The sequence below is a fragment of the Neobacillus drentensis genome, assembly GCF_036965425.1.
GTDB classification, from domain to species: Bacteria; Bacillota; Bacilli; order Bacillales; family Cytobacillaceae; genus Neobacillus; species Neobacillus drentensis_F.
Genome location: NZ_JBALPP010000032.1, coordinates 23748 through 49206, shown reverse-complemented (window position 1 = coordinate 49206; position 25459 = coordinate 23748). Strand labels below are relative to the sequence as shown.

28 protein-coding genes are annotated in these 25459 nt (G+C 38.0%); 16 read left to right on the top strand and 12 right to left on the bottom strand.

All coding sequences use genetic code 11. The features are described 5' to 3' along the window. Positions 1-178 precede the first annotated feature (178 nt). From glnA to V7161_RS08290, 5 genes are all read left to right on the top strand, one after another. Positions 179-1543, top strand: a complete 1365-nt coding sequence (glnA, locus tag V7161_RS08310; RefSeq protein WP_335443981.1) for a type I glutamate--ammonia ligase — start codon at positions 179-181, stop codon at positions 1541-1543. A gap of 126 nt (positions 1544-1669) precedes the next feature. Next, the gene (locus V7161_RS08305) at positions 1670-1882 is read left to right on the top strand and encodes a DUF1540 domain-containing protein (RefSeq protein WP_335443979.1); all 213 of its coding nucleotides are present in this window, start codon (positions 1670-1672) and stop codon (positions 1880-1882) included. 95 nt (positions 1883-1977) lie between these two features. After that, on the top strand, positions 1978-2109 hold the full coding sequence (locus V7161_RS08300) for a hypothetical protein (RefSeq protein ID WP_335443977.1): 132 nt from the start codon (positions 1978-1980) through the stop codon (positions 2107-2109). Between the two features lie 97 nt (positions 2110-2206). Beyond that, the gene (pssA, locus tag V7161_RS08295; protein WP_223587618.1) at positions 2207-2698 is read left to right on the top strand and encodes a CDP-diacylglycerol--serine O-phosphatidyltransferase; all 492 of its coding nucleotides are present in this window, start codon (positions 2207-2209) and stop codon (positions 2696-2698) included. 119 nt (positions 2699-2817) lie between these two features. Then, a complete protein-coding gene (locus tag V7161_RS08290) occupies positions 2818-3372 on the top strand; it encodes a DUF4865 family protein (protein ID WP_335443976.1) in 555 nt (184 codons plus the stop codon). A gap of 57 nt (positions 3373-3429) precedes the next feature. Here the strand turns inward: V7161_RS08290 and V7161_RS08285 are convergent, their stop codons facing one another. Further along, complete coding sequence (locus V7161_RS08285; RefSeq protein WP_420491595.1) at positions 3430-4380, bottom strand: LCP family protein; 951 nt, start codon at positions 4378-4380, stop codon at positions 3430-3432. A gap of 287 nt (positions 4381-4667) precedes the next feature. On the opposite strand from V7161_RS08285, the gene V7161_RS08280 reads away from it, so the two are divergent. From V7161_RS08280 to V7161_RS08270, 3 genes are all read left to right on the top strand, one after another. Then, on the top strand, positions 4668-5612 hold the full coding sequence (locus tag V7161_RS08280) for a Gfo/Idh/MocA family protein (RefSeq protein WP_335443974.1): 945 nt from the start codon (positions 4668-4670) through the stop codon (positions 5610-5612). 116 nt (positions 5613-5728) lie between these two features. Further along, positions 5729-6175 (top strand): MarR family winged helix-turn-helix transcriptional regulator, encoded by a 447-nt coding sequence (locus tag V7161_RS08275; protein WP_335443973.1) that lies wholly within the window; start codon positions 5729-5731, stop codon positions 6173-6175. Between the two features lie 88 nt (positions 6176-6263). After that, positions 6264-6899 carry an FMN-dependent NADH-azoreductase gene (locus tag V7161_RS08270; protein ID WP_335443971.1) on the top strand — a complete coding sequence of 212 codons (636 nt, stop codon included), beginning with the start codon at positions 6264-6266 and terminating at the stop codon, positions 6897-6899. 284 nt (positions 6900-7183) lie between these two features. Here the strand turns inward: V7161_RS08270 and V7161_RS08265 are convergent, their stop codons facing one another. After that, positions 7184-8557 carry a dipeptidase gene (locus V7161_RS08265; RefSeq protein WP_335443969.1) on the bottom strand — a complete coding sequence of 458 codons (1374 nt, stop codon included), beginning with the start codon at positions 8555-8557 and terminating at the stop codon, positions 7184-7186. Between the two features lie 196 nt (positions 8558-8753). Between V7161_RS08265 and V7161_RS08260 the strand changes: the two genes are divergently transcribed. Both V7161_RS08260 and V7161_RS08255 read left to right on the top strand, forming a co-directional pair. Continuing rightward, entirely contained in the window at positions 8754-9389 is a 636-nt protein-coding gene (locus V7161_RS08260; RefSeq protein WP_335443967.1) for a hypothetical protein, read from the top strand. A gap of 213 nt (positions 9390-9602) precedes the next feature. Continuing rightward, positions 9603-9779 (top strand): hypothetical protein, encoded by a 177-nt coding sequence (locus V7161_RS08255; RefSeq protein WP_335443965.1) that lies wholly within the window; start codon positions 9603-9605, stop codon positions 9777-9779. 46 nt (positions 9780-9825) lie between these two features. Here the strand turns inward: V7161_RS08255 and V7161_RS08250 are convergent, their stop codons facing one another. The 3 genes from V7161_RS08250 to acpP all read right to left on the bottom strand — a co-directional run bounded on the left by V7161_RS08250 (position 9826) and on the right by acpP (position 12071). Beyond that, the gene (locus V7161_RS08250) at positions 9826-10644 is read right to left on the bottom strand and encodes an EcsC family protein (RefSeq protein WP_335443962.1); all 819 of its coding nucleotides are present in this window, start codon (positions 10642-10644) and stop codon (positions 9826-9828) included. Positions 10645-10749: 105 nt separating this feature from the next. Next, positions 10750-11418, bottom strand: coding sequence for a ribose-5-phosphate isomerase RpiA (rpiA, locus tag V7161_RS08245; protein WP_335443960.1), 669 nt, complete (start codon positions 11416-11418; stop codon positions 10750-10752). Positions 11419-11840: 422 nt separating this feature from the next. Further along, a complete protein-coding gene (gene acpP, locus V7161_RS08240) occupies positions 11841-12071 on the bottom strand; it encodes an acyl carrier protein (RefSeq protein WP_223587605.1) in 231 nt (76 codons plus the stop codon). Between the two features lie 160 nt (positions 12072-12231). Here acpP and V7161_RS08235 point away from each other — a divergent pair, with 160 nt between their 5' ends. The 3 genes from V7161_RS08235 (at position 12232) to V7161_RS08225 (ending at position 14515) form a co-directional block, all read left to right on the top strand. After that, on the top strand, positions 12232-13104 hold the full coding sequence (locus V7161_RS08235; protein WP_335443957.1) for a LysR family transcriptional regulator: 873 nt from the start codon (positions 12232-12234) through the stop codon (positions 13102-13104). Positions 13105-13252: 148 nt separating this feature from the next. Beyond that, positions 13253-13570: a hypothetical protein gene (locus tag V7161_RS08230; RefSeq protein ID WP_335443955.1), complete on the top strand. Its 318-nt coding sequence runs from the start codon at positions 13253-13255 to the stop codon at positions 13568-13570. An 18-nt stretch (positions 13571-13588) separates the two neighbouring features. After that, on the top strand, positions 13589-14515 hold the full coding sequence (locus V7161_RS08225; protein ID WP_335443952.1) for an AEC family transporter: 927 nt from the start codon (positions 13589-13591) through the stop codon (positions 14513-14515). 270 nt (positions 14516-14785) lie between these two features. Here the strand turns inward: V7161_RS08225 and V7161_RS08220 are convergent, their stop codons facing one another. Continuing rightward, positions 14786-15658 carry a nuclease-related domain-containing protein gene (locus V7161_RS08220; protein WP_335443950.1) on the bottom strand — a complete coding sequence of 291 codons (873 nt, stop codon included), beginning with the start codon at positions 15656-15658 and terminating at the stop codon, positions 14786-14788. A gap of 177 nt (positions 15659-15835) precedes the next feature. On the opposite strand from V7161_RS08220, the gene V7161_RS08215 reads away from it, so the two are divergent. Beyond that, on the top strand, positions 15836-16486 hold the full coding sequence (locus V7161_RS08215) for a DNA-3-methyladenine glycosylase (RefSeq protein WP_335443948.1): 651 nt from the start codon (positions 15836-15838) through the stop codon (positions 16484-16486). Here V7161_RS08215 and V7161_RS08210 read toward each other — a convergent pair. Then, positions 16483-17262, bottom strand: coding sequence for a DUF3891 family protein (locus V7161_RS08210; protein ID WP_335443945.1), 780 nt, complete (start codon positions 17260-17262; stop codon positions 16483-16485). The genes V7161_RS08215 and V7161_RS08210 overlap by 4 nt on opposite strands. A gap of 260 nt (positions 17263-17522) precedes the next feature. On the opposite strand from V7161_RS08210, the gene V7161_RS08205 reads away from it, so the two are divergent. Continuing rightward, positions 17523-18797, top strand: coding sequence for an RNA-guided endonuclease InsQ/TnpB family protein (locus V7161_RS08205; protein ID WP_335443943.1), 1275 nt, complete (start codon positions 17523-17525; stop codon positions 18795-18797). A 142-nt stretch (positions 18798-18939) separates the two neighbouring features. On the opposite strand, the gene V7161_RS08200 is transcribed toward V7161_RS08205, so the two are convergent. From V7161_RS08200 to V7161_RS08180, 5 genes are all read right to left on the bottom strand, one after another. After that, positions 18940-19602, bottom strand: coding sequence for an amino acid ABC transporter permease (locus V7161_RS08200; protein ID WP_335443940.1), 663 nt, complete (start codon positions 19600-19602; stop codon positions 18940-18942). 12 nt (positions 19603-19614) lie between these two features. Continuing rightward, a complete protein-coding gene (locus tag V7161_RS08195; protein WP_335443937.1) occupies positions 19615-20253 on the bottom strand; it encodes an amino acid ABC transporter permease in 639 nt (212 codons plus the stop codon). A gap of 256 nt (positions 20254-20509) precedes the next feature. Next, entirely contained in the window at positions 20510-21316 is an 807-nt protein-coding gene (locus V7161_RS08190; RefSeq protein WP_335443934.1) for a transporter substrate-binding domain-containing protein, read from the bottom strand. Positions 21317-21331: 15 nt separating this feature from the next. Next, a complete protein-coding gene (locus V7161_RS08185) occupies positions 21332-22060 on the bottom strand; it encodes an amino acid ABC transporter ATP-binding protein (RefSeq protein ID WP_335443932.1) in 729 nt (242 codons plus the stop codon). A 270-nt stretch (positions 22061-22330) separates the two neighbouring features. Next, positions 22331-22831: a CotY/CotZ family spore coat protein gene (locus V7161_RS08180; RefSeq protein WP_335443930.1), complete on the bottom strand. Its 501-nt coding sequence runs from the start codon at positions 22829-22831 to the stop codon at positions 22331-22333. 190 nt (positions 22832-23021) lie between these two features. On the opposite strand from V7161_RS08180, the gene helD reads away from it, so the two are divergent. Further along, entirely contained in the window at positions 23022-25328 is a 2307-nt protein-coding gene (gene helD, locus V7161_RS08175; protein WP_335443928.1) for an RNA polymerase recycling motor HelD, read from the top strand. Positions 25329-25459: the final 131 nt, after the last annotated feature.

The following is a 25459-nucleotide window of genomic DNA, read 5'->3' as shown; positions in this document are numbered from 1 at the left end:
ATCGATGGTAAAAAAAATCAGCGTCCTATTCAAATAAATGAAAACGCTTACGAAAAATTTAGAATAAATATTCAAAAAAGTATGCAAAAAATGATTGTCAAAAGAACTTTTTTTTACTATAATCAACTTATAAATTTGATGTGAGAAAACATAACATGAGATAGAGAGGTAATGTAACATGACTGAAACACTTATTTCAAATGTACCTGTAGATACTGCAATTCTTGAACAAATCAAAGAAACAATTAAAGAAAAAAGTGTTGAATTATTACACTTACAATTTGTCGATATTGAAGGGATTCTTAAGCACGTTACGGTAACAAGTGAACAATTAGAAGACATAGTCGAAGGTAAAATGATGTTTGATGGCTCTTCAATTAAAGGCTTTTCCCCAATTAATAAATCTGACCTTTATCTTCAGCCAGACCTTAATACATTTGCTGTTCTTCCTTGGACAGTTGAGGATAATTATTCAGAAGCGCGCTTCTTATGCTCTGTAAAGAATCCTGATGGATCTCTTTTTGAAGGGGATACTAGAAACGTTCTCAAGAAAACTGTAGATCGTGCTGCTGATCAAGGTTACACCATTTCAGTTGGTCCTGAATTAGAATTTTTCCTTTTTAAAACGGATGAAAATGGCTATGCTACTCAAGAGCTCGGTGATAAAGCAGGCTATTTCGAACCATCTCCACATGATCTTGGCGAGCGCGTTCGTTTAGAAATCTACCGTGCGTTAAAGGCAATGGGCTTCACGATTGAAGCGTCACACCACGAAGTAGCAGAAGGGCAGCACGAGATTAACTTTAAATATGCTGATGTCCTAACCGCTGCAGACCTTGCTACTACATATAAATGGGTCGTGAAGACAGTTGCGAAGAAATTCGGATTACATGCTACATTTATGCCAAAACCAGTATTCGGAATCAATGGTTCTGGTATGCATGTTAATATGTCCTTCTTTGAAGGAAGTGAAAATGCCTTCTTTGATCCTTCTGATGAATTACAATTATCAGAAAAAGCTTACCAATTTATAGCAGGTGTTCTTGAAAACGTAAAGAGCTTTACTGCCGTAACAAACCCGCTAGTCAATTCTTATAAGCGTCTAGTACCAGGTTATGAAGCGCCTTGTTATATTGCGTGGTCTGCTTCCAACCGTTCAGCTCTTATTCGAATTCCAGCAAAAAAAGGGTTGGCGACACGTGTGGAATTACGTTGTCCAGATCCATCTTCAAACCCATACTTAACCTTTGCAGTTATTGCCTCTGCAGGCTTAGAGGGAATTGAAAAGGGACTTGAAGCACCAGCGCCAATTAATGAAGATATCTTCCACATGAATGAAGAAGAGAGAGCATTCCGTGGAATCGATAACCTGCCTGGCAGCCTGGCAGCAGCCATTAAGGAATTAGAATCAGGAGAAATTGCCGCTAATACACTAGGTGAGCACGTTTACAACGAATATGTTTCCCTGAAGAAAGCCGAATGGGATAGCTACCGTACTGCTGTTCATACATGGGAAATTGACAACTATCATTCCAAATTTTAATAAATACAGTAAAGGAGCCTAAAGGGGCTCCTTTTCGTTGTTTGGAGACAATTTCACCCTTGAATGAAATCATCGTTATTGCGAAAAATAGAAAGAGAAATGGACATTAAATTTGGAGGTAATAAAATGCCAAAAGTTGAAGTTTCTTGTGCAATTGCAAACTGTACATATTATGGGGAAGGAAATGTTTGTACAGCTGAAAAAATCATGGTGGAACTAGATAGCCATGCAAGATATGATACAGAAATGTCTTCCGAATTAGGAGAAAAGAATCATCAAGATTCAGCTGTCAACTCAGCAGAAACCTGTTGTAAAACGTTTAAAGCAAAACGAAGCTGATATTAGAATTATTTTTCAAAAATTTTATGCACATATTTTAGCCTCTCACATATAGTAGCTTCTGTGAGTATTTTGTTTGAGAGGAAGAAAGAGATATGAATAACAATGATTTCATTTTGAAAAACGAGTTAAAAGATGGTGAGAATGGATATAAGATCATTGAAATTAATGTATCGGATCCATCCGAAAACTTATTTGCCGTCGTGACTCCAATTAAAAAACAATAAGAAAAGGAACACCTACTTTTGAATGATGAATAATGGAAAACGAGAAAGAAAAAGCTATAGAGGTAGAAGGATTGTTAAAAGTCAGGGGGATTCTACCTTGTTGCAGCCTCTAGTAAAATCTGTTCCCAATTTGTTTACAATCGGAAATTTATTATGCGGGGTATTTTCAATTACCTTCAATATGAGCGGTTATTTGAAAATGGCCTGCATTTTTATTTTCTTATCAGCAGTCTTAGACCTCCTGGATGGGCGAATCGCGAGAAAATTAAAGGTGAATAGTGAATTTGGGGTCGAATTGGATTCGTTAGCAGACATTGTTAGCTTTGGTGTTGCTCCAGCCCTTCTTTTCCATTCACTGGCGGCGCCATCATTTTTTACCTCATTAGCCTTTATTCTTTTTCCAACGATGGGTGCATTAAGGTTAGCTAGGTTTAGCATCAAACCAACGATAGGGTATTTTAAAGGGCTGCCTATTCCCGCTGCGGGACTGCCCTTAGCCGGAATGGGATTATTTCTATACAGCAATGCATGGATAACCATGATCCTGGCCCTTTTAATGGTTAGTCCCATTAAAGTAAAAAAAATATAATCTTTGTTAAAAAAGCTAGTCGCCTTTTTGAAAAGGGACTAGCTTTTTTTGGTTTTTGTCTGAGAAGATTTGGTAAAATTGCATTAGAATGAAAATGAAAAAAAGGAGGCTAACATTATATGATAGCAACACAATACAAGATTACATTTCCAAGTGATTATGATATGAATATTATCAGAAACAGAGTAAGAGATAATGGTCATAAAACAGACGGATTTGAAGACCTCAAATTTAAACTGTATTTGGTAACGGAAAAGGGGACCAATAATAATATTCAAAATAGTTATTGTCCTTTATATCTATGGAAAGACAGCAACGGGCTAAACAAGTTTTTGTTTAATGGCTATTACGATAATATTTTAAGATCTTTTGGCTGGCAGCGCGTAAATGTGGGAATTCCACTAATTGATACGACTACGTCTAACATCATAGATAATAAGTATCTATTTCAAATCGCAAGAAAAATCCAACCACAAGAAAGTTTAAATAAATTAATAAAAACGATCCGAGAAAGTATCCCAATAATTGATCATGCAGAATATTTAGTTATCTATAATCCGGATAAATGGGAGTATGATGTCTTTTACTTTTTGAGCGATTTAAGCGGGTTAACAAAAATGGAAGGTGTAATATATAACATTCTTCATTTATCCAAAGGTGAACACTTTTATTAGGAATTCATCTCTAATCAAATCTTAAGACGGCACCCCGTGATTCAGGTGCCGTCTTAATTATTGTGAAGTAACACTATTATCTCCTAAAAATTTGGAAAGAGTTTCTTTATTTTGCTGGAAGTCCACGTCTAATACTTCACCAAGTTCATCAATAGTTTCATTTTGAAAACTGCCCTCTTCAGGAATTCGCAAAGTTTCTATATTTCTACCTTTCTTCGTGAACAAGTCTTTCCCCATTGACAAGAGAGTGGAGCTATCAATATTTGTATCTATGTATTTATTCAAAAGTCCTATGAGTTCAGGTAGTTTTAGAATACTATGGAGACCGACAGCTTGTTCTGTCAATTTTGAGACCACTTCCTGCTGTCTTTGAATCCGTCCGAAATCACTTAAACTGTCATGCCGGAAACGGACATATCCAAGCAATTCTTTACCATGTAGTGTTTGTTTACCTTCTTTTAACGTCATTCCTATACCATCAGACATCTCATGCGGTACGTCTACTTCAATTCCATCGGGAACAAGGAGATCTACCGCTTTTTCAAATCCTTTAAAGTCGACCATCGCATAATATTGAATTTCTAACCCTAAATTTTCTTTAATGGTTTCGCTTAATAACTCAGGACCGCCAAAAGCATAAGCTGCATTTAATTTTTGCTGTCCATGTTCAGGAATAGTGACTAACATATCACGCATAAGAGAAATAAGTTTCATTTTATGAGTTTGTGGATCATAATGGGCAACCATAATGGTATCCGTTCGGGCATGATCTTCACCCCGTGAGTCACTTCCTAATAATAGAACATTTATTGAACTTAACATCTTTTTCTCTGCTTGAATGGAAGGTTTTCCCTCCTTTTTTTGAAGTGGTTGGTTCATCACCTGCATGGTTCCCTCAATGTATTGAAATACTTGAAAAATACCGGCTGCAAGGATCCCTAATAAAAGCAGGGCACCAAACACTCTACCCCATTTAACTCTTTTTCTTTTCTTTCTCGTCCGTTCCAAACTTTGCACCACCTAGGTTGAATTAAAGATAAAAACCCCCTTGAAATAGTGATTATCCCATATTTAGGTTACATTTCCTTGAAATTCTGATTACAATTTTTTTAATTTAAAAACCTCGCCATCCTTTGATCGTGCCGAGGTTATTAATTTATGATATTTGAGAATGATAGAAATGTTTGTACGATAGAATTCAAATAATTGCTATTTAAAAAAGAGCAATTACTGACGAGAGTCCATTTTCTATTTGATAATAATGTATAATGTAGGATAAAAAGGGAGGAATTTTCATGTTACATATCGGAATTATTGGTTTAGGAGCCATTGGTCAACGCTTAATAAAAAAATTCAAGGAACATTCCGACGTTGAAATCACAGCTGTTTGTGATCGGTTAGAGTCCCTAGTTAGAGAAACATCTAATGCGCTTGGTGGAGTTCAAACTTATACTGACTACCAAGGCTTAATTGCTAATCAAAGAGTGGACCTTATTTATGTTGCGGTACCTCCGAAATTTCATCATCCCATTGTGATGGATGTCCTAAAAGCTAAAAAGCACGTCCTATGTGAGAAGCCTTTAGCGAACTCATTGGATGAAGCAAAAGAGATGGCTCAAGCTGCAAAAGAAGCCGGTGTCATCCATGCGATGAACTTCCCGCTTAATTATGAACAAGGAGCCACTAAATTTGCAGAATTGATCGGCCAAAATTACGTTGGCAAGCTCCGTCGTTTACAACTCACCATGCATTTTCCAGAATGGCCGCGTTTCTGGCAAAAAAATGACTGGGTAGGGGAAAGAGAGCAAGGGGGATTTGTTTTAGAGGTCGGTGTCCATTTTATCCAGCAAACTTTAAAGCTATTTGGCGGTATCAAAAATATCCAAACCCGCTTAGAATTGCCTGATGATCCCCAAAAATGTGAGACTGGTGTGATCGCAACAGGAGAACTTGAAGATGGGACACCAGTTTTAATCGAAGGCTTAAGCCAAATAGCTGGTAAAGAACATATCGGTTTTACTGCGTATGGTTCAGAAGGGATTCTTTCACTAGAAAACTGGGGCGAATTAAAAGGTGGAAAAAATGGTGAAGAACTTAAAGCCATTTCGTTTGGTGAAACAAAAACCAATCACTTAATAGACGAATTAGTAAAAGCAGCAAATGGCCAGGAAGCAGAGCTATATGATTTTGAAGTAGGGTACAAAGCCCAGGAGATTCTTGAAGAACTGAGGAAAATGTAAGTTTTAAAACGTTTCTTACTTGATGTAAGGAGCGTTTTTTATGGTGTTCCAATTATTGACAGGTTAGTTTAATTTCAATATAATTCGGTCATATGGAAGATGATAGGGGCTTTTAAATGAAAGTTGTAATTAATGATTTTTTAAGTATTATGATTCATCAAACAGACCTGACCCTAACCAGTTATATCAAAGCCAAGCTAGCGCCGTTAAATATTGCGCCGGAACAAAATTTAATTTTGCTGCTCCTCTGGGAAAAGGACGGGCTGACACAAATTGAAATTGCTAAAAAGCTCGAAAAAGATAAAACCAATATTACCCGTATGATATGCAATCTTGAAAAAAAAGGATTTATCACCAGACATATAAGTGAAAATGACAATCGTTCGTTTAATGTATTTCTCACTGAAAAAGGCAAAAAAATTGGTGAAATCATCAAACCGTTGGCGGAAGAATTCAACCGTACGGTGTGTGCTGGAATTTCAAAGGAAGAACAACAAATTGTGAAACAAGTATTGTTAAAAATGAGACAAAATGTGGAAAAGAAATGTATTGAGCCAAAATAGTTGCGCATGCAACTATTTTTTTGTTAAAATGAGCAGGTCTTATAGTTGCTATAGCAACCAATATTTATTATGAAGGGATTGGACAGAAATGACAAAAGTATTATACATTACGGCTCATCCGCATGATCATACACAATCTTATAGTATGGCAGTGGGCAACGCATTTATCGAGACATATAAAGAAGTAAATCCAACTGACGAAATTATGCAAATTGACCTCTTTAAAGAAAATATTCCACATATTGATGCTGACGTATTTAGCGGATGGGGGAAACTACGATCTGGGCAAGGCTTTGAGGAGCTCTCTTCAGAGGAGAAAGCAAAAGTGGGCCGACTCTCTGAATTATCGGAGCAATTTATTGCAGCCGATAAATATGTATTTGTAACTCCGCTTTGGAATTTTTCATTCCCGCCAGTTATGAAAGCGTATCTTGATGCCGTTGCTGTTGCTGGTAAAACCTTTAAATACACAGAACAAGGTCCAGTTGGTTTATTGACTGATAAAAAGGCGATGCATATCCAAGCTCGCGGCGGTTTTTATTCTGAAGGTCCAGCTGCTGAAATGGAAATGGGCCACCGTTATCTAAATGTGATGATGCAATTCTTTGGCGTTCCATCGCTTGAAGGAATTTTTGTAGAAGGACATAATGCAAAGCCTGATAAAGCACTAGAAATTAAAGAAAATGCGATTGCTCGGGCAAAGGATTTAGCGCAAACTTTTTAATTTTTCAGAAGGGTCAGCCTTAGGGGTGGCTCTTTTTGTTTGATTTCGGGCAAATTGTTGCTTTTGACGTGCTGAGGTCTCTTAAAAATCATCATTTTAGTGTATTATTACAATCAATTTGCGGAGTTATTGGATATATAGGCGAATTTCACAGGTTTATCGGCGAATTCTACCGCTTTATCAGCGAATCATACAAAACAGAAAAATAACCCAAGAACGTGAAGGCAGCTTCGCCAAACTAAAGTCAAAAAGGGCTATCTCCTATGGAGCAGCCCTTTTGTCTTTTAAAGTGATTGTTCAAGCTCATACCAATAAAAAGATAGTGTTTCCATCCCTTTATCGAAATTTTCCAGATTGAAATGCTCATTTGGTGCATGGAAGTTTTCGTCTGGCAGCCCAAATCCCATCAAAACTACTGGATTTTCTAAAATTTGATCGAATGCGGCCACAATTGGAATCGAGCCGCCTCCACGTGTAAAGGAGGTTGGAACTTTATACACTTTTTCATATGCTCTTCCGGCAGCTTGGATAGCCGGATGGTCAAAAGGTGTAACATATGCGGCGCCTTTATCAAAGAGTGAAACATTGACTGTTACTCCCGGTGGGGTATGGGATTGTACATGCTTTTGCAGGAGTTCGGCAATCTCATCCGGATCTTGATCTGGTACAAGTCGGCAGGTGATTTTGGCATGTGCTTCCGCTGGGAGAACGGTTTTTATGCCTTCACCTTGAAAGCCTCCATAAATGCCGTTCACTTCTAGTGTCGGCCGGACCCAATTTCTTTCCAAGGTGGTATAGCCTTCTTCACCGAACAGTTCAGGAACACCTGTCTGAACAATAAAGGACTGGTCGGTAATCCCCAGTGATTCATATGCGGCTTTTTCAGCAGCGGTTAAATCGGCCACTTTATCGTAAAAGCCTTCCACTGTGATTTGTCCTTTTTCGTTGTGGAATGAATTCACTATCGCCACTAAAGCATGAATAGGATTTTGAATCATGCCCCCGTATAATCCGGAATGGAGGTCGCTTTTTGGACCTTTCACATCAATTTGTATCCCACAAAGGCCTCTTAATCCATAGCAAATCGCTGGTTTACCGCGTTCCATCATGCTTGTATCAGAAATTACAATCACATCGGATGATAATAATTCCTTGTTTTCCTCAACAAATAGAGGAAGGTTAGGGCTTCCGATTTCTTCTTCACCCTCAATCAAGAATTTAACATTGATTGGCAGGGTTCCTGTTGTTTTCAATATAGCTTGCAATACTTTGAGATGCATGAACACCTGGCCTTTGTCATCGCTAGCCCCGCGCGCATATAGCTTCTCATCGCGAATTTCCGCCTCAAATGGCGGGCTGTCCCACAAATGGAGCGGGTCTACAGGCTGAACATCGTAGTGGCCATAAATCAGAACGGTCGATTTTCCTTCAGCTTTTAACCATTCACCATAAACAACAGGGTGACCCTTCGTATGGTGGACTTCCACCTTTTCCATCCCGATTTCTTGAAGTGACTTCGCAACCCAATTGGCTGCTTTTTGAACATCATCCTTATGTTCAGGAAGCGAGCTAATACTAGGAAACGCCAAAAACTCCTTCAATTCCGCTAAATGCTTATCTCTGTTTTCCGCAAGATATGTAAGAATTGCTTGATCCAATGAAAAATCACTCCTTTTTAATATGTCTTAATATCTATTTCTTTCTAAATAGAAATTTTCCTTCTTAAAACAAGAGCATTCATCCATTTATGAAAATTGTTTCCAAAATAAATGATAAAAGATATCCACTAATTTAATGAAATGTTAAAATAAGGTATTAATTAAGTTGTAAATATTGGTAACTGGGGGAAGATGAATGAAAAAAATAATAATTACTGGTCTTACAGTCTTTGCCTTGAGTTTTATCCTTGGCAATACCTTCACAGAAGCAAAAACACGTTCAGGCGGTACAAGTAGTTCCGGTTCAAGTGTTTCCAAACCGAAAATGTCTGCTCCGGTCTCTTCACCGACAAATCGGAGCCCAAGCAGCAGTACAAAGAATACAACAATAAATCCGCCATCCTATTCTTCGCTCACGACAAAATATCCTAAAGCTGCACGGTATTTTTCCGGAGATATGCTATCCAAAACGCTTCTTTTCGGATCGACTGTATTACTGTTAAACGAGACCTACGATGATGAACCTACATATCAAGATGAAGAAGGGAACGTTTATACACTTGCGGATTTAGAAGATATGGATGTACAAATACCAGATGATGAGGCAGGTCAAGAGGATTCATATTCTGAAACCATCTCTTTTAATGAAGAGGAACCGAATACCGATGCGCCTGATGTAGTCGAAACTGCCTCGTCTAATGAGGATTTTACCAGTATTGATGACGACACATATGAAGAAGAGAATAACCCGGCCTTTAATTGGCTCTGGCTATTCCTCCCTTTTGCAGCAATTGTAATCATATTTTCTTACTTACGGAGAACGAAAAAATAAGGGAGGGACATTATCACAATAGCATGGTACACGGAGGATTTTGAAGGAGTTAAACAGAGAATAACAGAAGAGTATAGAAATCAGTTGGGACGAGATCGAAACCGTAGAAGATTTTGTAAATGGCTATAAAAAACCCCAATTTTCGCTTTAGAAGAATTTTATTCAAACAAACGCAGACAATAGTAAAAAAAATAAACAAATGAGGTGAACAAAATGAAGGAAAATGAGAAAGAACCCCAATTTCAAAGTGGGGACATGGTCGATAAAGAGTTTAAAGGACTATATGGACTTGATCCGGAAATGAGTTTACTATCGGTGAATTTTGCTACTGGAGAGAACTCCTATTTAAACGAGCATTATCAGGAGGATTCAAACGAAAACTCCGAATGAAGCAAAAGGGTTCAAATCTATTTGAATAGATTTGAACCCTTTTTTATCATCTGGCTTTTTCTAATTGGTTAATTCGTTCCAATATTCTTCTCTTTCGGAATAACATCTGACCAGCCTCGGCGACATCTCCAATGGACGAGCGATTAATAAATGCCCCAAATATCATCCCGGCAATCGGAATCATTTGAAAGAGCTTCTTCCAGCCAAAATTATCTCGATACGTAGTTACAACTTCACGCCATCCCTGTAATTGTGAAATCATTTGATTGTTCCGGTTCTCTTGCTGAAACGAAGAAAGCTCCTCTAAAATAGCCTTTTTCCCGACAATATCAGAGGACGAAAATTGCAAACATTTTACTATAAATATCCTTTCCGACTTTTCCTTAGGATCAAATCCGTAACAAATGGCCATTTCTTGCAATACTTTAAGGGATAATCCTAGAAGGACAGGGACATCAATCGCCAATGTAAACAGCCCGCCAATCCCTGTTGTTGCTCCCTGAATGGTTGCAAATTTTGTTCGTGAATTTTTGATTTGATCTGCAACCTCATCCATCTTACCGAGCGGAACTTGATTCAGGTCCTCTATTCGCAGCAGTTCATGCCCAGGTAGGGGTTCCTTCGGGGAAAACTTCTTAAGTATGCTTTCTTCCTTAAGTAAATATTGTCCTCCCGTTTGTATGTAATTTCCTAATTCATCAATCGCCAATCCAATCTTTTCTTGGATGAATTTTGGCGTAATTTTATCCAGCAGTTTAAAGGGCAGACGGCCAATTTTCTCCCAAAACCATAAATCCTTTTGCTCGTTCTCCCAAACCTCAATCTTTTTTAATTCAGACTTTAGAAAATCAGTTGTTTCCAACATAACCAACTCCAAATGTTTTTAAAAAATAGATTTTATTAGTATACGTTTAAAATACAAAGGAGTTTCAAATATTTCAAAACTCTTTGAAGTTGGATAAGGAAACTTCTATTTGACACTAGTTATGTTCACACGATCATGATCACCGACAATTAATGTATCAACAACATTTAAAAACAAACCGTGTTCCACAACACCAGTCATATTTTTTAAAAATGAACTTAATTGGTCCACATTTTCGATTTCCTTCAAGTGCAGATCGACAATGTAATTCCCGCTATCCGTTTTGTAGATTTCATTTTGTTTCATCCTTAGTTGGGGTTGAAGTTGATGACTTTCCAACGTTCTTAGTACATGAACATAGCCAAAGGGAACGATTTCTACAGGCAAAGGAAAATGTCCGATACTGCGTGATACCTTACTTGAATCAGCAACCCAAATAACTTGATCGGAAATAGAAGCTACCACTTTTTCAAACAGCAGTGCTCCACCGCCGCCCTTAATTCCATTAAATTTGTGGTCTACTTCATCTACTCCATCGATAGTTACATCAATTCTGTTGACCTCATTAATCGATATCAAGGGAATTCCTAGCTGTTCACACAATGCTGTTGTTGATTTGGAGGTAGAGACACCCTTGATTTTTAACCCATTCTTTACTAATTCTCCCAACTTCTTCAAACTGTAATAAACAGTGGACCCGGTACCCAATCCTACGGTCATTCCATCTTTGATGTAGTGAACAGCCTCTTCGCCAGCTAATTGTTTTTCTTTCAAATTCATTCCCTCATTTTCAAAAAAATACCCTTCAATATATTTTGTCCATTTCTAGCCTCAAATAAAAAAAGTGACAAAACGTCACTTTATTAAGGTAAAGAATTTGCATTAAGCGCATTCATCGCAGCAATAAACCTTATGACCTTTTATATCCTTTTCTACATAGATGAAATAAGGTTCACCAAAGTCAATGGGAAGTCCACAGTGTATACAGAAAATGGTGTCTTCATAAGGGAGATTGCATTCCTGGTCCAATCTAACACCTCCAAAATGGTAAATTTATAGTAGAAGTTGAAAAAGAGGTTGTCCAAAATTTTTAATTAAATAATTTAATAGTTTTTATATTTTATATTATTTTATGCAAAAAAAAGAGAAAGGTATTACGCCTTTCATAACTTTTTTTTATTTATTTTGGTCTCTGTTTATTTGCGGTTGTTAATAAAGTTTACGACATCTCCAACCGTTTGAAGCGTCTTCGCAACTTTGTCACTAATTTCGATCGCGAATTCATCTTCAATTTCCATTGTCAGATCCACCATATCAAGCGAATCAGCTACGAAATCATCTTTGAATGATGATTCCAGTTTGATTTCCTCCATATTGACTCCCAGTTGATCTGAGATAATGGGCTTTAACTTTTCAAATGTCGTCATTGCGGCATCCTCCTATGTATATCATAGACACCATTATAACAAGCTATTTTGGTACGTAAAACATAAATCTATTTCCAATTAACAATTTGGGCTTTTAATCCTTATTCATATTAATTATATGATAATCTAATAGTAATTTACTGATTAGGGGACAAAACAAATGGATGAGCAGGACTGGATAATCTTAAAGGTGCTATACGAAAAAAAGAATATCACGAAAACGGCTGAGAGTTTATATATATCCCAACCATCTTTAACGAAAAAAATTCAACAAATAGAGAAGGAATATCAAACAGAAATTGTCAAAAGGGGAACAAAAGGTGTTCATTTTACACCCCATGGAGAATATTTAGCTAAATGTGCGGATGAAATGCTGAATCGTCTTCATCAGATAAAAGACACAGTATCTAATATGGGAGAAGAGGTAAGCGGAACCTTACGATTAGGAGTTTCTAATTACATAACAAGACATAAGCTTCCACACCTTTTAAGGCTTTTTTGTGAACAGTTTCCAAAAGTAAATTACAAAGTTTCAACGGGATGGAGCAGGGAAGTGTTTAATCTTGTTTATAATGGGGATGTTCATATTGGGATGGTCCGTGGTGACTATCAATGGTCAGATTCAAAAATTCTACTCTTTGAAGAAAATCTCTGTATCGCATCTTTAGAAAAAATTGAACTTCGTGACCTGCCTTCACTACCGAGGATTGAATATGAAACAGATGCTTTACTAAAAACAACGATTGATAATTGGTGGAGCGGACAATTTTCACAGACACCTTTTATAGGAATGGAAGTGGATAAAGCCGATACCTGCAAAGAAATGGTAGTGAACGGTTTGGGATATGGGATACTTCCCAGTGTTCTTGTCCAGGATCATCAAAACCTTCATCTGATCATTCTAATGGATAAAAAAGGAAATCCTATTGTAAGAAGAACATGGATGTTCTATCATAAGAAATCTCTTGAGAACAAAATAGTGAAAGAGTTTGTTGAGTTCATAAAAAAATTGGATTTTAAATCTACTTTTTAAGAAAGTGTGGGCAAATGCTCAGGCTTTTTTTCTTTGAGTAAATCTGGAAATGCTGTCATTCCTTTTTGGAATAGATATCGATAATTTATTGGTATTTCAACTGTTCGGGTATTAATTTTAAAATGAAATGGAAGAGGGGGGAGAGTATTTGGAAAGCAACTCAAAGAAACTGATTTCTTTTTTAATGAAGCATGAAGGGAAAGATTTCGATGCCATTCTAGAAGATGAAATCGAAGGGACTGCAGGTTTTAGTTTTACGAGCTTCATCCATAAGGCAAAAATTCATATCCAGGCTGGGAGAATAACAGTCAGCGAACCGCAAACAGGAAAATACTTTAGCCTGCCGCTTTGCGGCATCAAACAGATTTGCGGAGAAACCTGTGGACAGTATGACATAGCAATAACAATAAAATATAACAATGACTATGGCATCTTTATCCAAATATTTGAACCTTGTTATTCTTAAAGTGGAGAGGATGATTTTATGGGCATTTTATTTCATATTACATTGAATGTTATTTTACCTATATTTGCTCTTATTGGAACAGGAGCTTTCCTTCATAGAAAATTTAAATTTGACATGAATACCTTATCTAAATTAAATTCCTATTTACTTATGCCTGCTGTGAGTTTTTCCAATGTATATCAGAGTAAAATTAAAGGAGATACACTCCTGGATATTCTTAGTTTTCTTATCATTCAAAGTCTTTGTTTAATGATCGCCAGCACCGGTATATCAAAAATAGTGAAATTAGAGAGCAGCCTTTCAGCTACCTTTAAAAACAGTGTAGTCCTTAGCAATTCGGGAAACTTTGGATTACCTGTCAGTCAAGTTGTTTTTCATCAAAATCCTCTTGGATTATCGATACAAGTTGTGGTCTTGATTTTTCAAAATCTACTAACGTATACATATGGATTATTTAATTCTGTTTCGGTTGATAAGGCAAATTTTCATGCGATAAAGGCATTTTTTAAAAATCCTGTCTTCTACGCTTTTTTGTTCGGAGTTTTTCTCAAGACTGTTTCAATAAGAATTCCAGAATACATTTGGACTCCTATTAAAAATACTTCAAACGCTTTTTTAGCAATCGCACTCATTACACTTGGGGCACAAAGTGCTTTCCTAAAAATAAAAAGTTTTTCGATGCCTTTGGTTCTTAGCCTAATTGGACGGCTTATCCTGTCACCTTGTATTGCATTCATCATTATTTTAACGTTAAAACTGGAGGGGACTACCGCACAGTCCTTATTGATTGCGAGCTCTTTTCCAACATCAAGAAATAGTTCGCTGTTTGCACTGGAATATGGAAATCATCCTGAATATGCAGCACAAACGGTTTTATTATCTACAGTATTTAGTATGGTGACAGTAACAACAGTCATTTTTTCATCTCATATGTTATTTTCTTAAGTGATTAAAAACAAAAAACGAACTCACCATTTGGTGGGTTCGTTTTTTGCGGTGTCTAGTCTTAATTGTTGTCTTTTACAGCCAGCCCAATGATCATCACTATAAGTGTAAGCAACTGGATCATAACCTCAAGGCTTATCCTAGCTCCCCTCCTGACCTAAGTGAGTTTCATTCCTCTGGCTTCTCCATGTAAAAGTTAAGACTTACGTTTCCTATTAACATAGATATTCTTTAAAACAAGTTTTATGACCAGACATTAGTTGGTAAAAGTTAAAGATAATTGGCGTTATCAATAATTTGCTTGATATTTTTTAGCTGAAAAGCTCCGTAAATTCTATCTCGGGATGTGAGTTCATGAATAAAATACTGTTGTAATTGGTCTTGATTCGAAATCCGTTTAACGATGCTGTTATCTGACCAATCGTGAACTTCTTTTTCATCGTGATTAAAAAACACCAAAGTGTTGATCCATGTTTTAATATCTTGACTTTGTAAATAATTGGATAGGAGAACCGCTTTTTGTTGAATCTGGCAAATGGGGTTATCTAATGTTTTTACGGTTAATTCTCCCGAATCACCTTTAGTAAAGATAAGTGTTTCCTCTTTATCACGGTCTACTAAATCGGTTAAGAAAGAAAACTTGTGGCTGCCCATTCTATCTAATCCCATGACAATATGGCCTTTCCAGTGTTTGGTCTCTATTAAATAGATACCTGTTGATAAAAGGACAAGATGATCAATCTGGCTAGTACTTCCGTTTCCTTCCGGGATAAAAATATTCGGCATGATAATCATTTCATCTGGCGGAATAATTCTTTTTCGAATTAAATCATTTTTAAAATTTTCTAGTATTTGATGGGTTTTGATTTCCCCAGGGTTTCGATAATTTTTTCGGATTTCTTCATTTTCAATCATCAGCTTTTCTAGTTCACGTTGATAGGACTCAGACAAAAGGAATACTTTCTCATCATAGGTGGCTGCTGCTGTTTCCATAGAAGCTTTCTGTATTTCCTTCATAGCAGCAAGCTCTTCGAAATGGCTGCTTCGCAATTCTTTTTGTTTAGCCTTTTCTTTTTTTACGGTATAACCTAACCAGGCGGCTGATGCAGCAAGTAATAGTGTCGAAATAATTAACCAGATCATTGCTTTTCTCCTTTTTCTGCAGGAATCGATAAGGTTCATCGAACATCTTCTATATCTGCTATATTATAACAATTTTTTTGACAATCGACTAAGAAATTGAAATTTAATAATAAAATGGTAAATTCATACCATACGATTTTTTTCTCTTTGTTCAATCATTTTATTGGAGGTATCCATTTGGGAGATTTGGTTAAAGAACTTGTTCCATTACCACAGTCGTTTTTTGAACAGCCTACACTTGAATTGGCAAAGGCATTGCTCGGAAGCCTCCTTGTGAAAGAAACGGATGAGGGGATAGCCGCAGGATATATTGTAGAATCAGAAGCCTACATTGGTCCTGGTGACAGAGCTGCACACAGCTTTAATAACAGACGGACGGCAAGAACGGAGGTCATGTTTCATCGTTCCGGCCATGCTTATACTTATTTAATGCATACACATTGCCTTTTCAATGTAGTCAGCGGAGGGGAAGAAAATCCTGAAGCGGTTTTGATACGCGCCCTGGAACCTGTATACGGCATCGGGCTGATGAAAACCAGGAGAGGGATAGAAAATGTGACAAAACTGACGGACGGTCCCGGAAAACTGACCAAATCATTGGGAATTACCATGGTGGACTATGGACACCAACTGACTCGACCTCCATTATTTGTAGCAGCAGGATTCCGTCCGGAAAGCATATCCGTGGGGAAACGGATTGGAATTGATAACTCTGGCGAAGCAAGGGACTATCCTTGGCGTTTCTGGGTTACCGATAATAAATATGTTTCGAGACATCAAAAGGCGGAGTATGCGATAACTCAACAAAACCAATGGGGCATTTCTTAATTGACACCAGCTGCCAACGCCACATTTTGATGGAAAAAGGGGGATTTTGAATAAGCTGATAGCAGCCCGTTCGCGATGATATCTTCTTTTTTAACTTCCTTATACAGTAATTGCACCTGTATTTCTTTTTCTAAAGGTGACACTGAGAGCGAGACCGTTTCTTGATCAGACCATTTGACCTGGATTGGCTTATTTTTGGCAAAAGAGAAAGAAGGGGAGATGCCGTTTTTATAAAAAGGATGTTCTCCTTCTTTTATAGCTCCTGGTTCGTTTAGGCAAATATATAGTGAGAGGTTATCGCAGAATTTTAAGATGTTGAGATGATACTGTAACTGTTTTTCCTTACTCATTTTTCCTAATATCCCACACGCTTTTAATTGGTGCAGCTGCCTGGTGATTTCGTCCTCTACAAATTTTGCTCCGATGGGATCCTCTTCATATTGAAGAAAAGAGACATAATGTAAACTGCAAAGAAGACTGGCATACTTGCTCATTTTTTCAACTTCATCAATCCCTTTTTTATAATAGGCAACCTTTAAATCAAGGGGGAAATCTGTAAAGGAGTGCGGTTTTTGCTTGTTGATATTCCATAAAGGAGCGGTATCTGGTTCGATCCAGCCTCGATCATGTTCATAAATCCCGAGAACCACTTCATCTTTTCTTTCCACGCCATTAAAATAAGAATCCTTCCAATTTTGCGCAATTACCCCTGATATTTTGGCATGGTCATGCTGGGTGATCATGATAAAGCTATGTTCCCGTTCGCGAATAATCATTTTTCTCATCCTTTCTGCGGTTATGTTATTAGATTTATATTAGTATAAATTGCAAAGCATTATTTATTTTTTGCGGAGTATTAAACGAAAAAGTCCAGCCCTTTGTAGGAGCCGGACTTGTTATCAAAAAGTGGTGTAAAACCCTTTTCTTCATAAAATGGCGATATAAGCCATACTTTTCTATTTTCGCTTCCAACTATCATTCATTAATGGTATAATAAAAATAGAACATATGTTCTAAAAGGGAAGTGAAATGAGAAATGGAACCCTGTAAAAATAATATGAAAGAACAAAAGAAAAAAGCGTCTAAAGGCGATATCATCGTACGGAAATTTCCACTTCGTTTAACCGGTGAGGAGAGAAGATTAGTCGATACTCTGCGTATGGAAGCTGCGAATCTATGGAATGATTGCTTAGATCTCCATTGGTGGCTATATGATGTTTATAAGATTTGGACAAGTGCATCAGAAAAAAAGAAATGGTACAATGCCACCTCCCATAAATTACACGCGCAAACGATTCAAGCTATCATTGAGTTACATGAAGAAACGTGTAAAAGAACGAGAAAACTGCGCGCTAAAGGTGTCAAACAATGGCGTTACCCCTGGAAACACAAAAAATTCTTTTCCGTCAAATATAAAAAAGCAGCTATTACATGCAAGGATAAAAAGCTGCATATTAGCAATGGAAAACAACAACTCCCCCTAGTTATCCCTCAACCGAAGCACATTGATTTCCATACCATAAAAAGTGCTGAAATTGTTTGGCACAAAGATCAATACTGGATGCATGTAGCTGTGGAAGTACCAAAACAAAAGCAAGTTCAGGGTACAAAGGAAGCCGGCTGCGATTTAGGGCTCATCCATGCGGCTGTTTTAAGTGACGGAAAAAGCCACTTCATTGTCACGGGAAGAGAACTTCGCTCATTACAGTGCTACAGAAACAAAAAATTGAAAGAGCTTCAGAAGCTCATTAGCCGGAAAAAAACAGGTTCGAATAAGAGGCAAAAACTCATTTTTCGTAAACGCCGTTTTTTAGAAAAAATGGAACGGAGAATCGAGTACCTATTGCATACGATTTCGAAAATGGTCACCAATTGGTGTGTGGATCATCACATTAAAATACTCTATATCGGAACACCAGACGGTGTTCAAAAGAATATGAAGAAGAAAAAGAAAACCCGTAAAGAAATTCGTCAACAATTGTCAAATTGGAGTTTTGGGCAATTAATTGAAAAAATAAAATACAAATTAAAACTTCGAGGAGTCAGCGTAGAACTTGTGGAAGAATCATATACTTCCGGCACATGCCCTTCATGTGGAGAATTCCGTAAACAATGGAATCGAAACTTCCACTGTAAGTGTGGTGCGAAAGGACATCGGGATGTAGTAGGTGCCATTAATATTTTGGACAAGTCTGTTAATATTCAGTTCACGAAAAATCGTGAACTGCCTAAATTGGAAGATACAAAGTATCGCCGAGTTCTTTTAGCTCCCATTGTCCCGCACAATGGGGCAAAAAGGACAGTGGCGTAGTGCCTATGATTGGGCTGCGGTATGTGGTATTCGCTACATGTCGTAATGAACTGGAAAAGCCGTAAGACCTGGAAGCTCCGGCAGATAGGCAGCTTTGATGAAGGTTTAAAAAGAATCCCCTGAATTTATCCATGGGGAGAAGTCAAGTTTGTCTTAATTCTAACCTTCTCGCAACAAGAGACAAGGCATAATTTACGATAAAGTACATGAATGCCACCAGAAGAAATACAGGTATAACATAGGATCCCTTTTGGGCGTAAATGATTTGTCCGTTATGCAATAAATCCGGCAAGGCTATGACGACGGCTAACGATGTATCTTTAAGCAGTGAAATAAATTGGCTGACAATCGGAGGGACCATTCTTTTCAGAGCTTGTGGCAAAATGATGTAACGTAATGTCTGGAGGTAGCTTAGCCCTGAAGCACGTCCTGCTTCAATTTGGCCTCTTTCGATGGAATTCAATCCGCTTCGGATGATTTCTGACAGCATGGCTGATTCAAAGACTGTCAAGGCGGCAATCGCCGCTGTGGTAATTTCCATTTCAATTCCGATTTCAGGCAAGGCAAAATAGGTGAAGAAGATGATGAGCAGCAAAGGAAGGTTGCGAATCGTCTCGACTATCACAGCAAGTAAAGGAGTAATGACGGGAATCTGCATATACCTAAGCGTGCCAATAAGACCGCCTATAAGGAAGCTGAGCACAATGGAGATGGCAGCGACCTTCAAGGTGACTCCAAAACCCTCTAGCAAAAATTTAAAATTGTCGAATGTGTAGACTTCCATGAAAGGTGCTAGAAAATCCATCACTTAACCTCCTTAATTACTTCTAGCCAGGCGTTTTTCTAAAACTCTGACGCCAAGACTTAAAGGGATGGTTAAAACTAAATAAAATATGGCTACAAAAATATAAGTATCAAAAGTGACGTATGTTTTTGCTGATATTAGATCCCCCTGGTACATTAAATCGCCGCCTGCGACAACAGCTAACAACGATGAATTTTTTACTAAATTTATAAATTGGTTGCCAAGGGGAGGGATTACGATTTTGATAGCCTGGGGGAGTATAATCCATCTCATGGCCTGTCCGTAACTTAAGCCTGTCGAGCGGGCAGCTTCCATTTGTCCCTTTGGTACGGACAGAATTCCTGCCCGGATGGCTTCGGCGATGAAAGCGGCAGTGTAGATGGTTAAGCCGATGGTTCCTGCTATCATTCCGCCAAAGTTTCCTGCTAAATAGGTGAAAAACACGATAACCAGTACAGGAATATTACGGATAAATTCAATATAAGCCGTCCCCAGCCAGTTAAGAGGTTTAATGGGGGCAATTCTCATGATGGCCAGAAGGGTACCTAAAATAAAGCTGCACAATAAAGCTATTAAACTAGAAATAAGCGTAATTTTTAAGCCTTCCAAAAAGGAATCCAGATGATTCGTTAGTATCGTGAAATCCAGCAATCGATCTCCTCCTCATAAATCGGGAAGGGAAGGTCTGTTTTAGACAGACGACTCCCTATCCAGACGAGAAACCGGGTAATTTTGGCTGTTTTCGTAAAGAAGATAGTTTTTTTACAGCGTGGAATCTCTTTAATTAGCATTTTCACTTTAAAATTAGCCTTTATTGATGCGCCAAATTAATTTAACGGCGAATTTTGAAGGTTTATCGGCGAATTTTAATTTATATCGGCGAATCAAAAAATGTTATCTAAATGCCTTAATTTTTAATCCATTTATTCTTAATTTCATCGTACTTTCCAGAGTCCTTCAGGCTTTTTAATGCTTTATTCAATGCATCGACAAGCTCTTGGTTGCCTTTTTTAACGGCGATCCCGTAAGGCTCCTTGGTGAAAGTACCTCCAACTAGTTCAAAGGACGGATCTTCTTCGGCCATACCATAAAGGATGGAATCATCTGTAGTCAGGGCATCACCTTTACCTGCCTTTAAGGCGGTGAAAGCTTCAGCATAGTTTTCGTATTCGAGGACAGTGGTTTCAGGCGCTTTCTCACGAATATTGATCGCAGAGGTTGAGCCTTTTACCGCCAGCACCGTCGTGCCTTTTTTCAAGTCTTGCAATCCTTGAATCTTGCTTCCTTTTTTTACAAGCAAGGACTGTCCGGCGTCAAAATAGACATCTGTGAAGTCTACTTCTTTTTTACGTTCATCCGTAATGGTCATAGTTGCAACGACCGCATCGACCTTGCCGTTATTCAGGAGGCCTACCCTCGTTTTCGAAGTAACTTCAACGTACTCCGGCTTTACATCCTTGCCAAACATTTCTTCTGCAAGTGCTTTAGACAGATCAATGTCAAATCCTTCGACCTCACCAGTCTTAGGATTTTTCAATCCAAACAAACGCGTGTCATATTTAACGCCAAACACAATTTTTTTATCTTCCTTGATCTTTGCAAGCACATCCTTGCTGGAACCAGTAGTGGCCTTTTCCTTCCCGCAGCCTGCAAGAAAAAGGGCAGCCACGATGGTTACCAGCACCAATTTTACGATATGTTTTGTTTTGAACAATTCATTTCCCTCCCATTAATGATTTAAAATACGGCTGAGAAATAGGCGAGCCCGTTCTTCACGGGGATTCTTATAAAATTCAGCCGGAATTGCTTCTTCCAATATTCGCCCCTCATCCATAAAGACGATTCGGTCGGCAACTTCGCGGGCAAAGCCCATTTCATGGGTGACGACGACCATCGTCATGCCTTCCTTTGCGAGGGTTTTCATCACATCCAGAACTTCACCGATCATTTCCGGGTCCAGTGCAGAGGTAGGTTCATCGAAAAGCATGATTTGCGGTTTCATGGCGAGGCCGCGGGCTATGGCTACACGCTGCTGCTGGCCGCCGGAAAGCTGGGAAGGATAGGCTTCAGCCTTATCTAAAATCCCGACCTTATCAAGATAATGTTTGGCTGTGTCCTTAGCTTCCATTTCCGTTTGGCCCAATACTTTTTTAGGAGCTAGAGTAATATTTTCAAGTACCGTTTTGTGGGGATATAAATAAAAATGCTGAAAAACCATGCCGATATTACGCCTCAGCTGATTGATATCTGTTTTTTTATCTCCAACAGATATCCCATTTACGGTGAGTGTCCCGTCCGAGATGGATTCCAAATGATTGATACAACGCAGCAAGGTACTTTTGCCGGAACCGGAAGGACCAATGACGACAACAACTTCACCTTGATGGATGGTGAGATTAATATCTTTTAAGACGTGAAAATCCCCATAAAACTTATTTACCCGTTCAAATACAATCATTTATTACCTCCTGTTCTAAAACCAATAAGTGGTAGAAATTCCACTTTGGAAATTTTTAGAATCAATTAGAGTATATTCAGGCCTTGTCCGAATCAAAACGCGACCAAATACTCGTTTTACTAGGAGTTTTTTACTAAAATGAAATTTATGTAAGTGAGGATGTGAATGATGTAGGTCTTGAGTAAAGGTGTGCCAAAAATGGCGCACCTTTTAATGAGAGGGTATAGAAGTGCAGACTAAATGCAGAGGCAAATTTCTAATAGTTTAATGTTAGTCACAAATTCCTAAAAATACATCGGCAATACATTGAACAGCGCAGAAGCATTTTAAATCGACTGTAATACAGTCGTTGCTTGCCATGAATCGATCTACTTGGCAGACTCTTCTAAGATCAATACAGCATCCTTTGGACACAAGCTGGACAGGACAAAACCCGCCGTTTTGGCAATTGCCAGGGATCAATACTCGAAGGGTAGCACAGCAGTTATCAAATACTTCCTCAACACGGAAGAAGATGGATACACATGCTTCGTTTTGACCACTAAAGAATGCGTGAAACGGCGAACCATCCGCATTTGATAAAACGAAAACACGAGTGTCGACCGGTTCCTCTTCTGTTGGTGAAACTAATGAACCAAGCGGCTCATTAAAACAACTGGTACACTCCTCACATTCTATAGGACTAACAGCATTATCCTGTATGTCCTTTATTGTCCGAACTACCTCACACACACAGTGACCATCAAAATCATGGCCATTTCTTTTCCCCATATATGTTTCCTCCTTCATTTTTTTGAATTAGCTTACATTAATAACATACGCTAACTCCAATGGGACGGTTCTCGTGGTTCAACAAGAGAGGCTTGGCCAAGGCCTTTAAACTTGACTAGGATAAAAGTTTTGTTTAATCTTAATTATCCCATGCTTCGAAAATTGAATTGAGAGGTGAGGAGTGAATAGGATGAGTGCTAAGGATCAAGTGTCTGTCCGTGACCATAAAGACTATCAAGCAGAAGTAGAGCGTTTAGAGTTTACGAAGGAATATATCCGAACTGTTTTAGACATTTCGAAGGGGAATAAGGAATTTTTCGTTGAAAATATGAAACAATCATTTGCCGAGCTTAATTCTAAGGATAGCAGTACGAGCTATACGGATCTCCTCGCAAATGCGAGTTTTCTTGAATTAGCGGAAAGTGAACTCAAAAGGTTAGAAAGCGTGATTGGCAAACCTTATTTTTCAAGGATTGATTTTACAAGCGATAGTACGAAAAAGGAAGAATCGTTGTACATAGGCAAGGTTTCCTTGTTTGACCGAGTGACACAGCAGCCAATAATCGTCGATTGGAGATCGCCGATTGCCAATGTCTACTACGACGGACGGCTGGGTGAAGTGTCTTATGAAGCTTATGGGGAGACACAAACGGGTTATCTGGCATTAAAAAGACAGTATGAAATCATCAATGGATTATTAAAAGACATCAGAGACATCGATTTAACGACACATGATGAACTATTACAGAAATCCTTGACAGGCAAAGCAGACAATCGATTAACCGAAATCGTGGCGACCATTCAAAATGAGCAAAATGAAGTGATCAGGGCTTCATTGAAACACCCGATTATCGTGCAAGGGGCCGCCGGAAGCGGGAAAACAACAATCGCACTCCATAGAATATCCTACTTTCTCTATTCCTTAGGTTATCAATTTCCTCCAGAAAAATTAATGATTCTCGCACCAAACCGACTGTTTATTGATTATATATCGGCTGTCCTGCCGGAACTAGGGGTAAATAAGATTAATCAAACTACCTATATTGATTTTATGAGAAGCTGTTTGGGCCAGAAAATAAAACTATTTTCTCCTAATTCCAAGCTGATGAAGCTCCTTGAAGATACCGGAAAAAATAAGTCAATCAAATGGGTTTCAAGCTTAAAGGGTTCGCTCGAATTTAAGGAATTAATCCAAAATTATGTGAATGAATTGGAAATAAATCTTGCCCCAAGCGAGGATTTTATCGTTGAAAAATCCGTTCTGATGAAGGGCAAAAAGCTCAAAACACTATTTTTAAAAGAATATACGTATTTACCAATCTATAAACGGATTGGAAAAATAAAAACATTATTAGAAAGTGATTTAAAAAAGAAGAAATCCATCATGCTTTCAAACCTTAACAAGAAATATGAAGAAACACTTGAGAAGTTTGTTTATAGCCGGAAACTGGAACCGGAAATAAGACAACAAAAAGTGATTAACTTGATGGATAAGAAAGAACAGAGGATAAAAAGGGTGGAGCAAGAGTCGAAGGTTGCGGTCAAAAAATATATGGAAGCGTTTGCCACGAAAGATATTTTTACTTTGTATAAGGAACTAATGTCTTCTCCGGAACTCATCAACAAGTATTCCACTACGCTTACAGAACAAGAATGCCAGCTGCTAAGTAAATATTGTCAGAGGATCTTTGATCGAGGAGCCTACGAACTTGAAGATTTAGCTCCGATCTTTTATATAAAGGCAAAATTGGAAGGAATCGATGAAAAATATAAGATGCGCAGTATTTTCATTGATGAAGCGCAGGATTACAGCTATTTTCAATTTGCTGCATTAAAAGAAGGCTTTGAAACAGACCTGTTTACCATTGTTGGGGACCTGGCTCAAGGAATCCATTCCTATCGGGGAATGAATAGCTGGACACCTGTTTTGAAGAATATCTTCCCGAATGCGAACTATCAAGCTTTACAAAAAAGCTACCGAACAACCGTTGAAATTATGAATTTGGCCAATGATATACTAAAATTGATCGACCAAGATTTGCCGAAGGTCGAACCTGTCATACGGCATGGCCAAAAACCATTGTATAAAACGATTGACCTAACGAATCCAGTCGAGATAAGGCTGCAGCTCGAACAAGATATTGCCTCACTAAAAGAGGAAGAGCTTCACTCTATTGCGATTATTGGACGTACCGATCGAGAGTGTCAAAGAATCCAACAGCTCTTTAAAAATAGTCAGCTTCCGATTCAGTTATTAGAGGAAAGAGAAGAAATGAAGAAGGGACATATTGTGATTTTACCTTCTTATTTATCTAAAGGATTGGAGTTTGATTCCGTATTAATTGTATGCCTGGAAGAACCATATTCACAGGTAGACCTGGATATCAAATTGTTATATGTGTCGATGACAAGACCGATGCATCGGTTGTATTTGTATGGGAAAGACCCGGCAGACTTTTTATTAAATAGGGCGGAAGCTTTAAATTTTGATTCTTAAAGTGTGATGAAAGAAAAGCAGGGACTGGGCTGGTAAGAGTTCAGATACCTGCTTTTTTATACTTTGTAGAAATTTTTTACTGTAAAATATAATTTTACAGTTGACATTATCAACTGTAACGTTTAAATTTA

Bases quoted from the DNA above. Each gene is read 5' to 3' on its own strand.
- glnA (WP_335443981.1), top strand. From the start codon at position 179: ATGACTGAAACACTTATTTCAAATGTACCTGTAGATACTGCAATTCTT.
- V7161_RS08305 (WP_335443979.1), top strand. From the start codon at position 1,670: ATGCCAAAAGTTGAAGTTTCTTGTGCAATTGCAAACTGTACATATTAT.
- V7161_RS08300 (WP_335443977.1), top strand. From the start codon at position 1,978: ATGAATAACAATGATTTCATTTTGAAAAACGAGTTAAAAGATGGTGAG.
- V7161_RS08290 (WP_335443976.1), top strand. From the start codon at position 2,818: ATGATAGCAACACAATACAAGATTACATTTCCAAGTGATTATGATATG.
- V7161_RS08280 (WP_335443974.1), top strand. From the start codon at position 4,668: ATGTTACATATCGGAATTATTGGTTTAGGAGCCATTGGTCAACGCTTA.
- V7161_RS08275 (WP_335443973.1), top strand. From the start codon at position 5,729: ATGAAAGTTGTAATTAATGATTTTTTAAGTATTATGATTCATCAAACA.
- V7161_RS08270 (WP_335443971.1), top strand. From the start codon at position 6,264: ATGACAAAAGTATTATACATTACGGCTCATCCGCATGATCATACACAA.
- V7161_RS08260 (WP_335443967.1), top strand. From the start codon at position 8,754: ATGAAAAAAATAATAATTACTGGTCTTACAGTCTTTGCCTTGAGTTTT.
- V7161_RS08255 (WP_335443965.1), top strand. From the start codon at position 9,603: ATGAAGGAAAATGAGAAAGAACCCCAATTTCAAAGTGGGGACATGGTC.
- V7161_RS08250 (WP_335443962.1), bottom strand. From the start codon at position 10,644: ATGTTGGAAACAACTGATTTTCTAAAGTCTGAATTAAAAAAGATTGAG.
- acpP (WP_223587605.1), bottom strand. From the start codon at position 12,071: ATGACGACATTTGAAAAGTTAAAGCCCATTATCTCAGATCAACTGGGA.
- V7161_RS08235 (WP_335443957.1), top strand. From the start codon at position 12,232: ATGGATGAGCAGGACTGGATAATCTTAAAGGTGCTATACGAAAAAAAG.
- V7161_RS08225 (WP_335443952.1), top strand. From the start codon at position 13,589: ATGGGCATTTTATTTCATATTACATTGAATGTTATTTTACCTATATTT.
- V7161_RS08220 (WP_335443950.1), bottom strand. From the start codon at position 15,658: ATGATCTGGTTAATTATTTCGACACTATTACTTGCTGCATCAGCCGCC.
- V7161_RS08210 (WP_335443945.1), bottom strand. From the start codon at position 17,262: ATGATTATTCGCGAACGGGAACATAGCTTTATCATGATCACCCAGCAT.
- V7161_RS08205 (WP_335443943.1), top strand. From the start codon at position 17,523: ATGGAACCCTGTAAAAATAATATGAAAGAACAAAAGAAAAAAGCGTCT.
- V7161_RS08200 (WP_335443940.1), bottom strand. From the start codon at position 19,602: ATGGATTTTCTAGCACCTTTCATGGAAGTCTACACATTCGACAATTTT.
- V7161_RS08185 (WP_335443932.1), bottom strand. From the start codon at position 22,060: ATGATTGTATTTGAACGGGTAAATAAGTTTTATGGGGATTTTCACGTC.
- V7161_RS08180 (WP_335443930.1), bottom strand. From the start codon at position 22,831: ATGGGGAAAAGAAATGGCCATGATTTTGATGGTCACTGTGTGTGTGAG.
- helD (WP_335443928.1), top strand. From the start codon at position 23,022: ATGAGTGCTAAGGATCAAGTGTCTGTCCGTGACCATAAAGACTATCAA.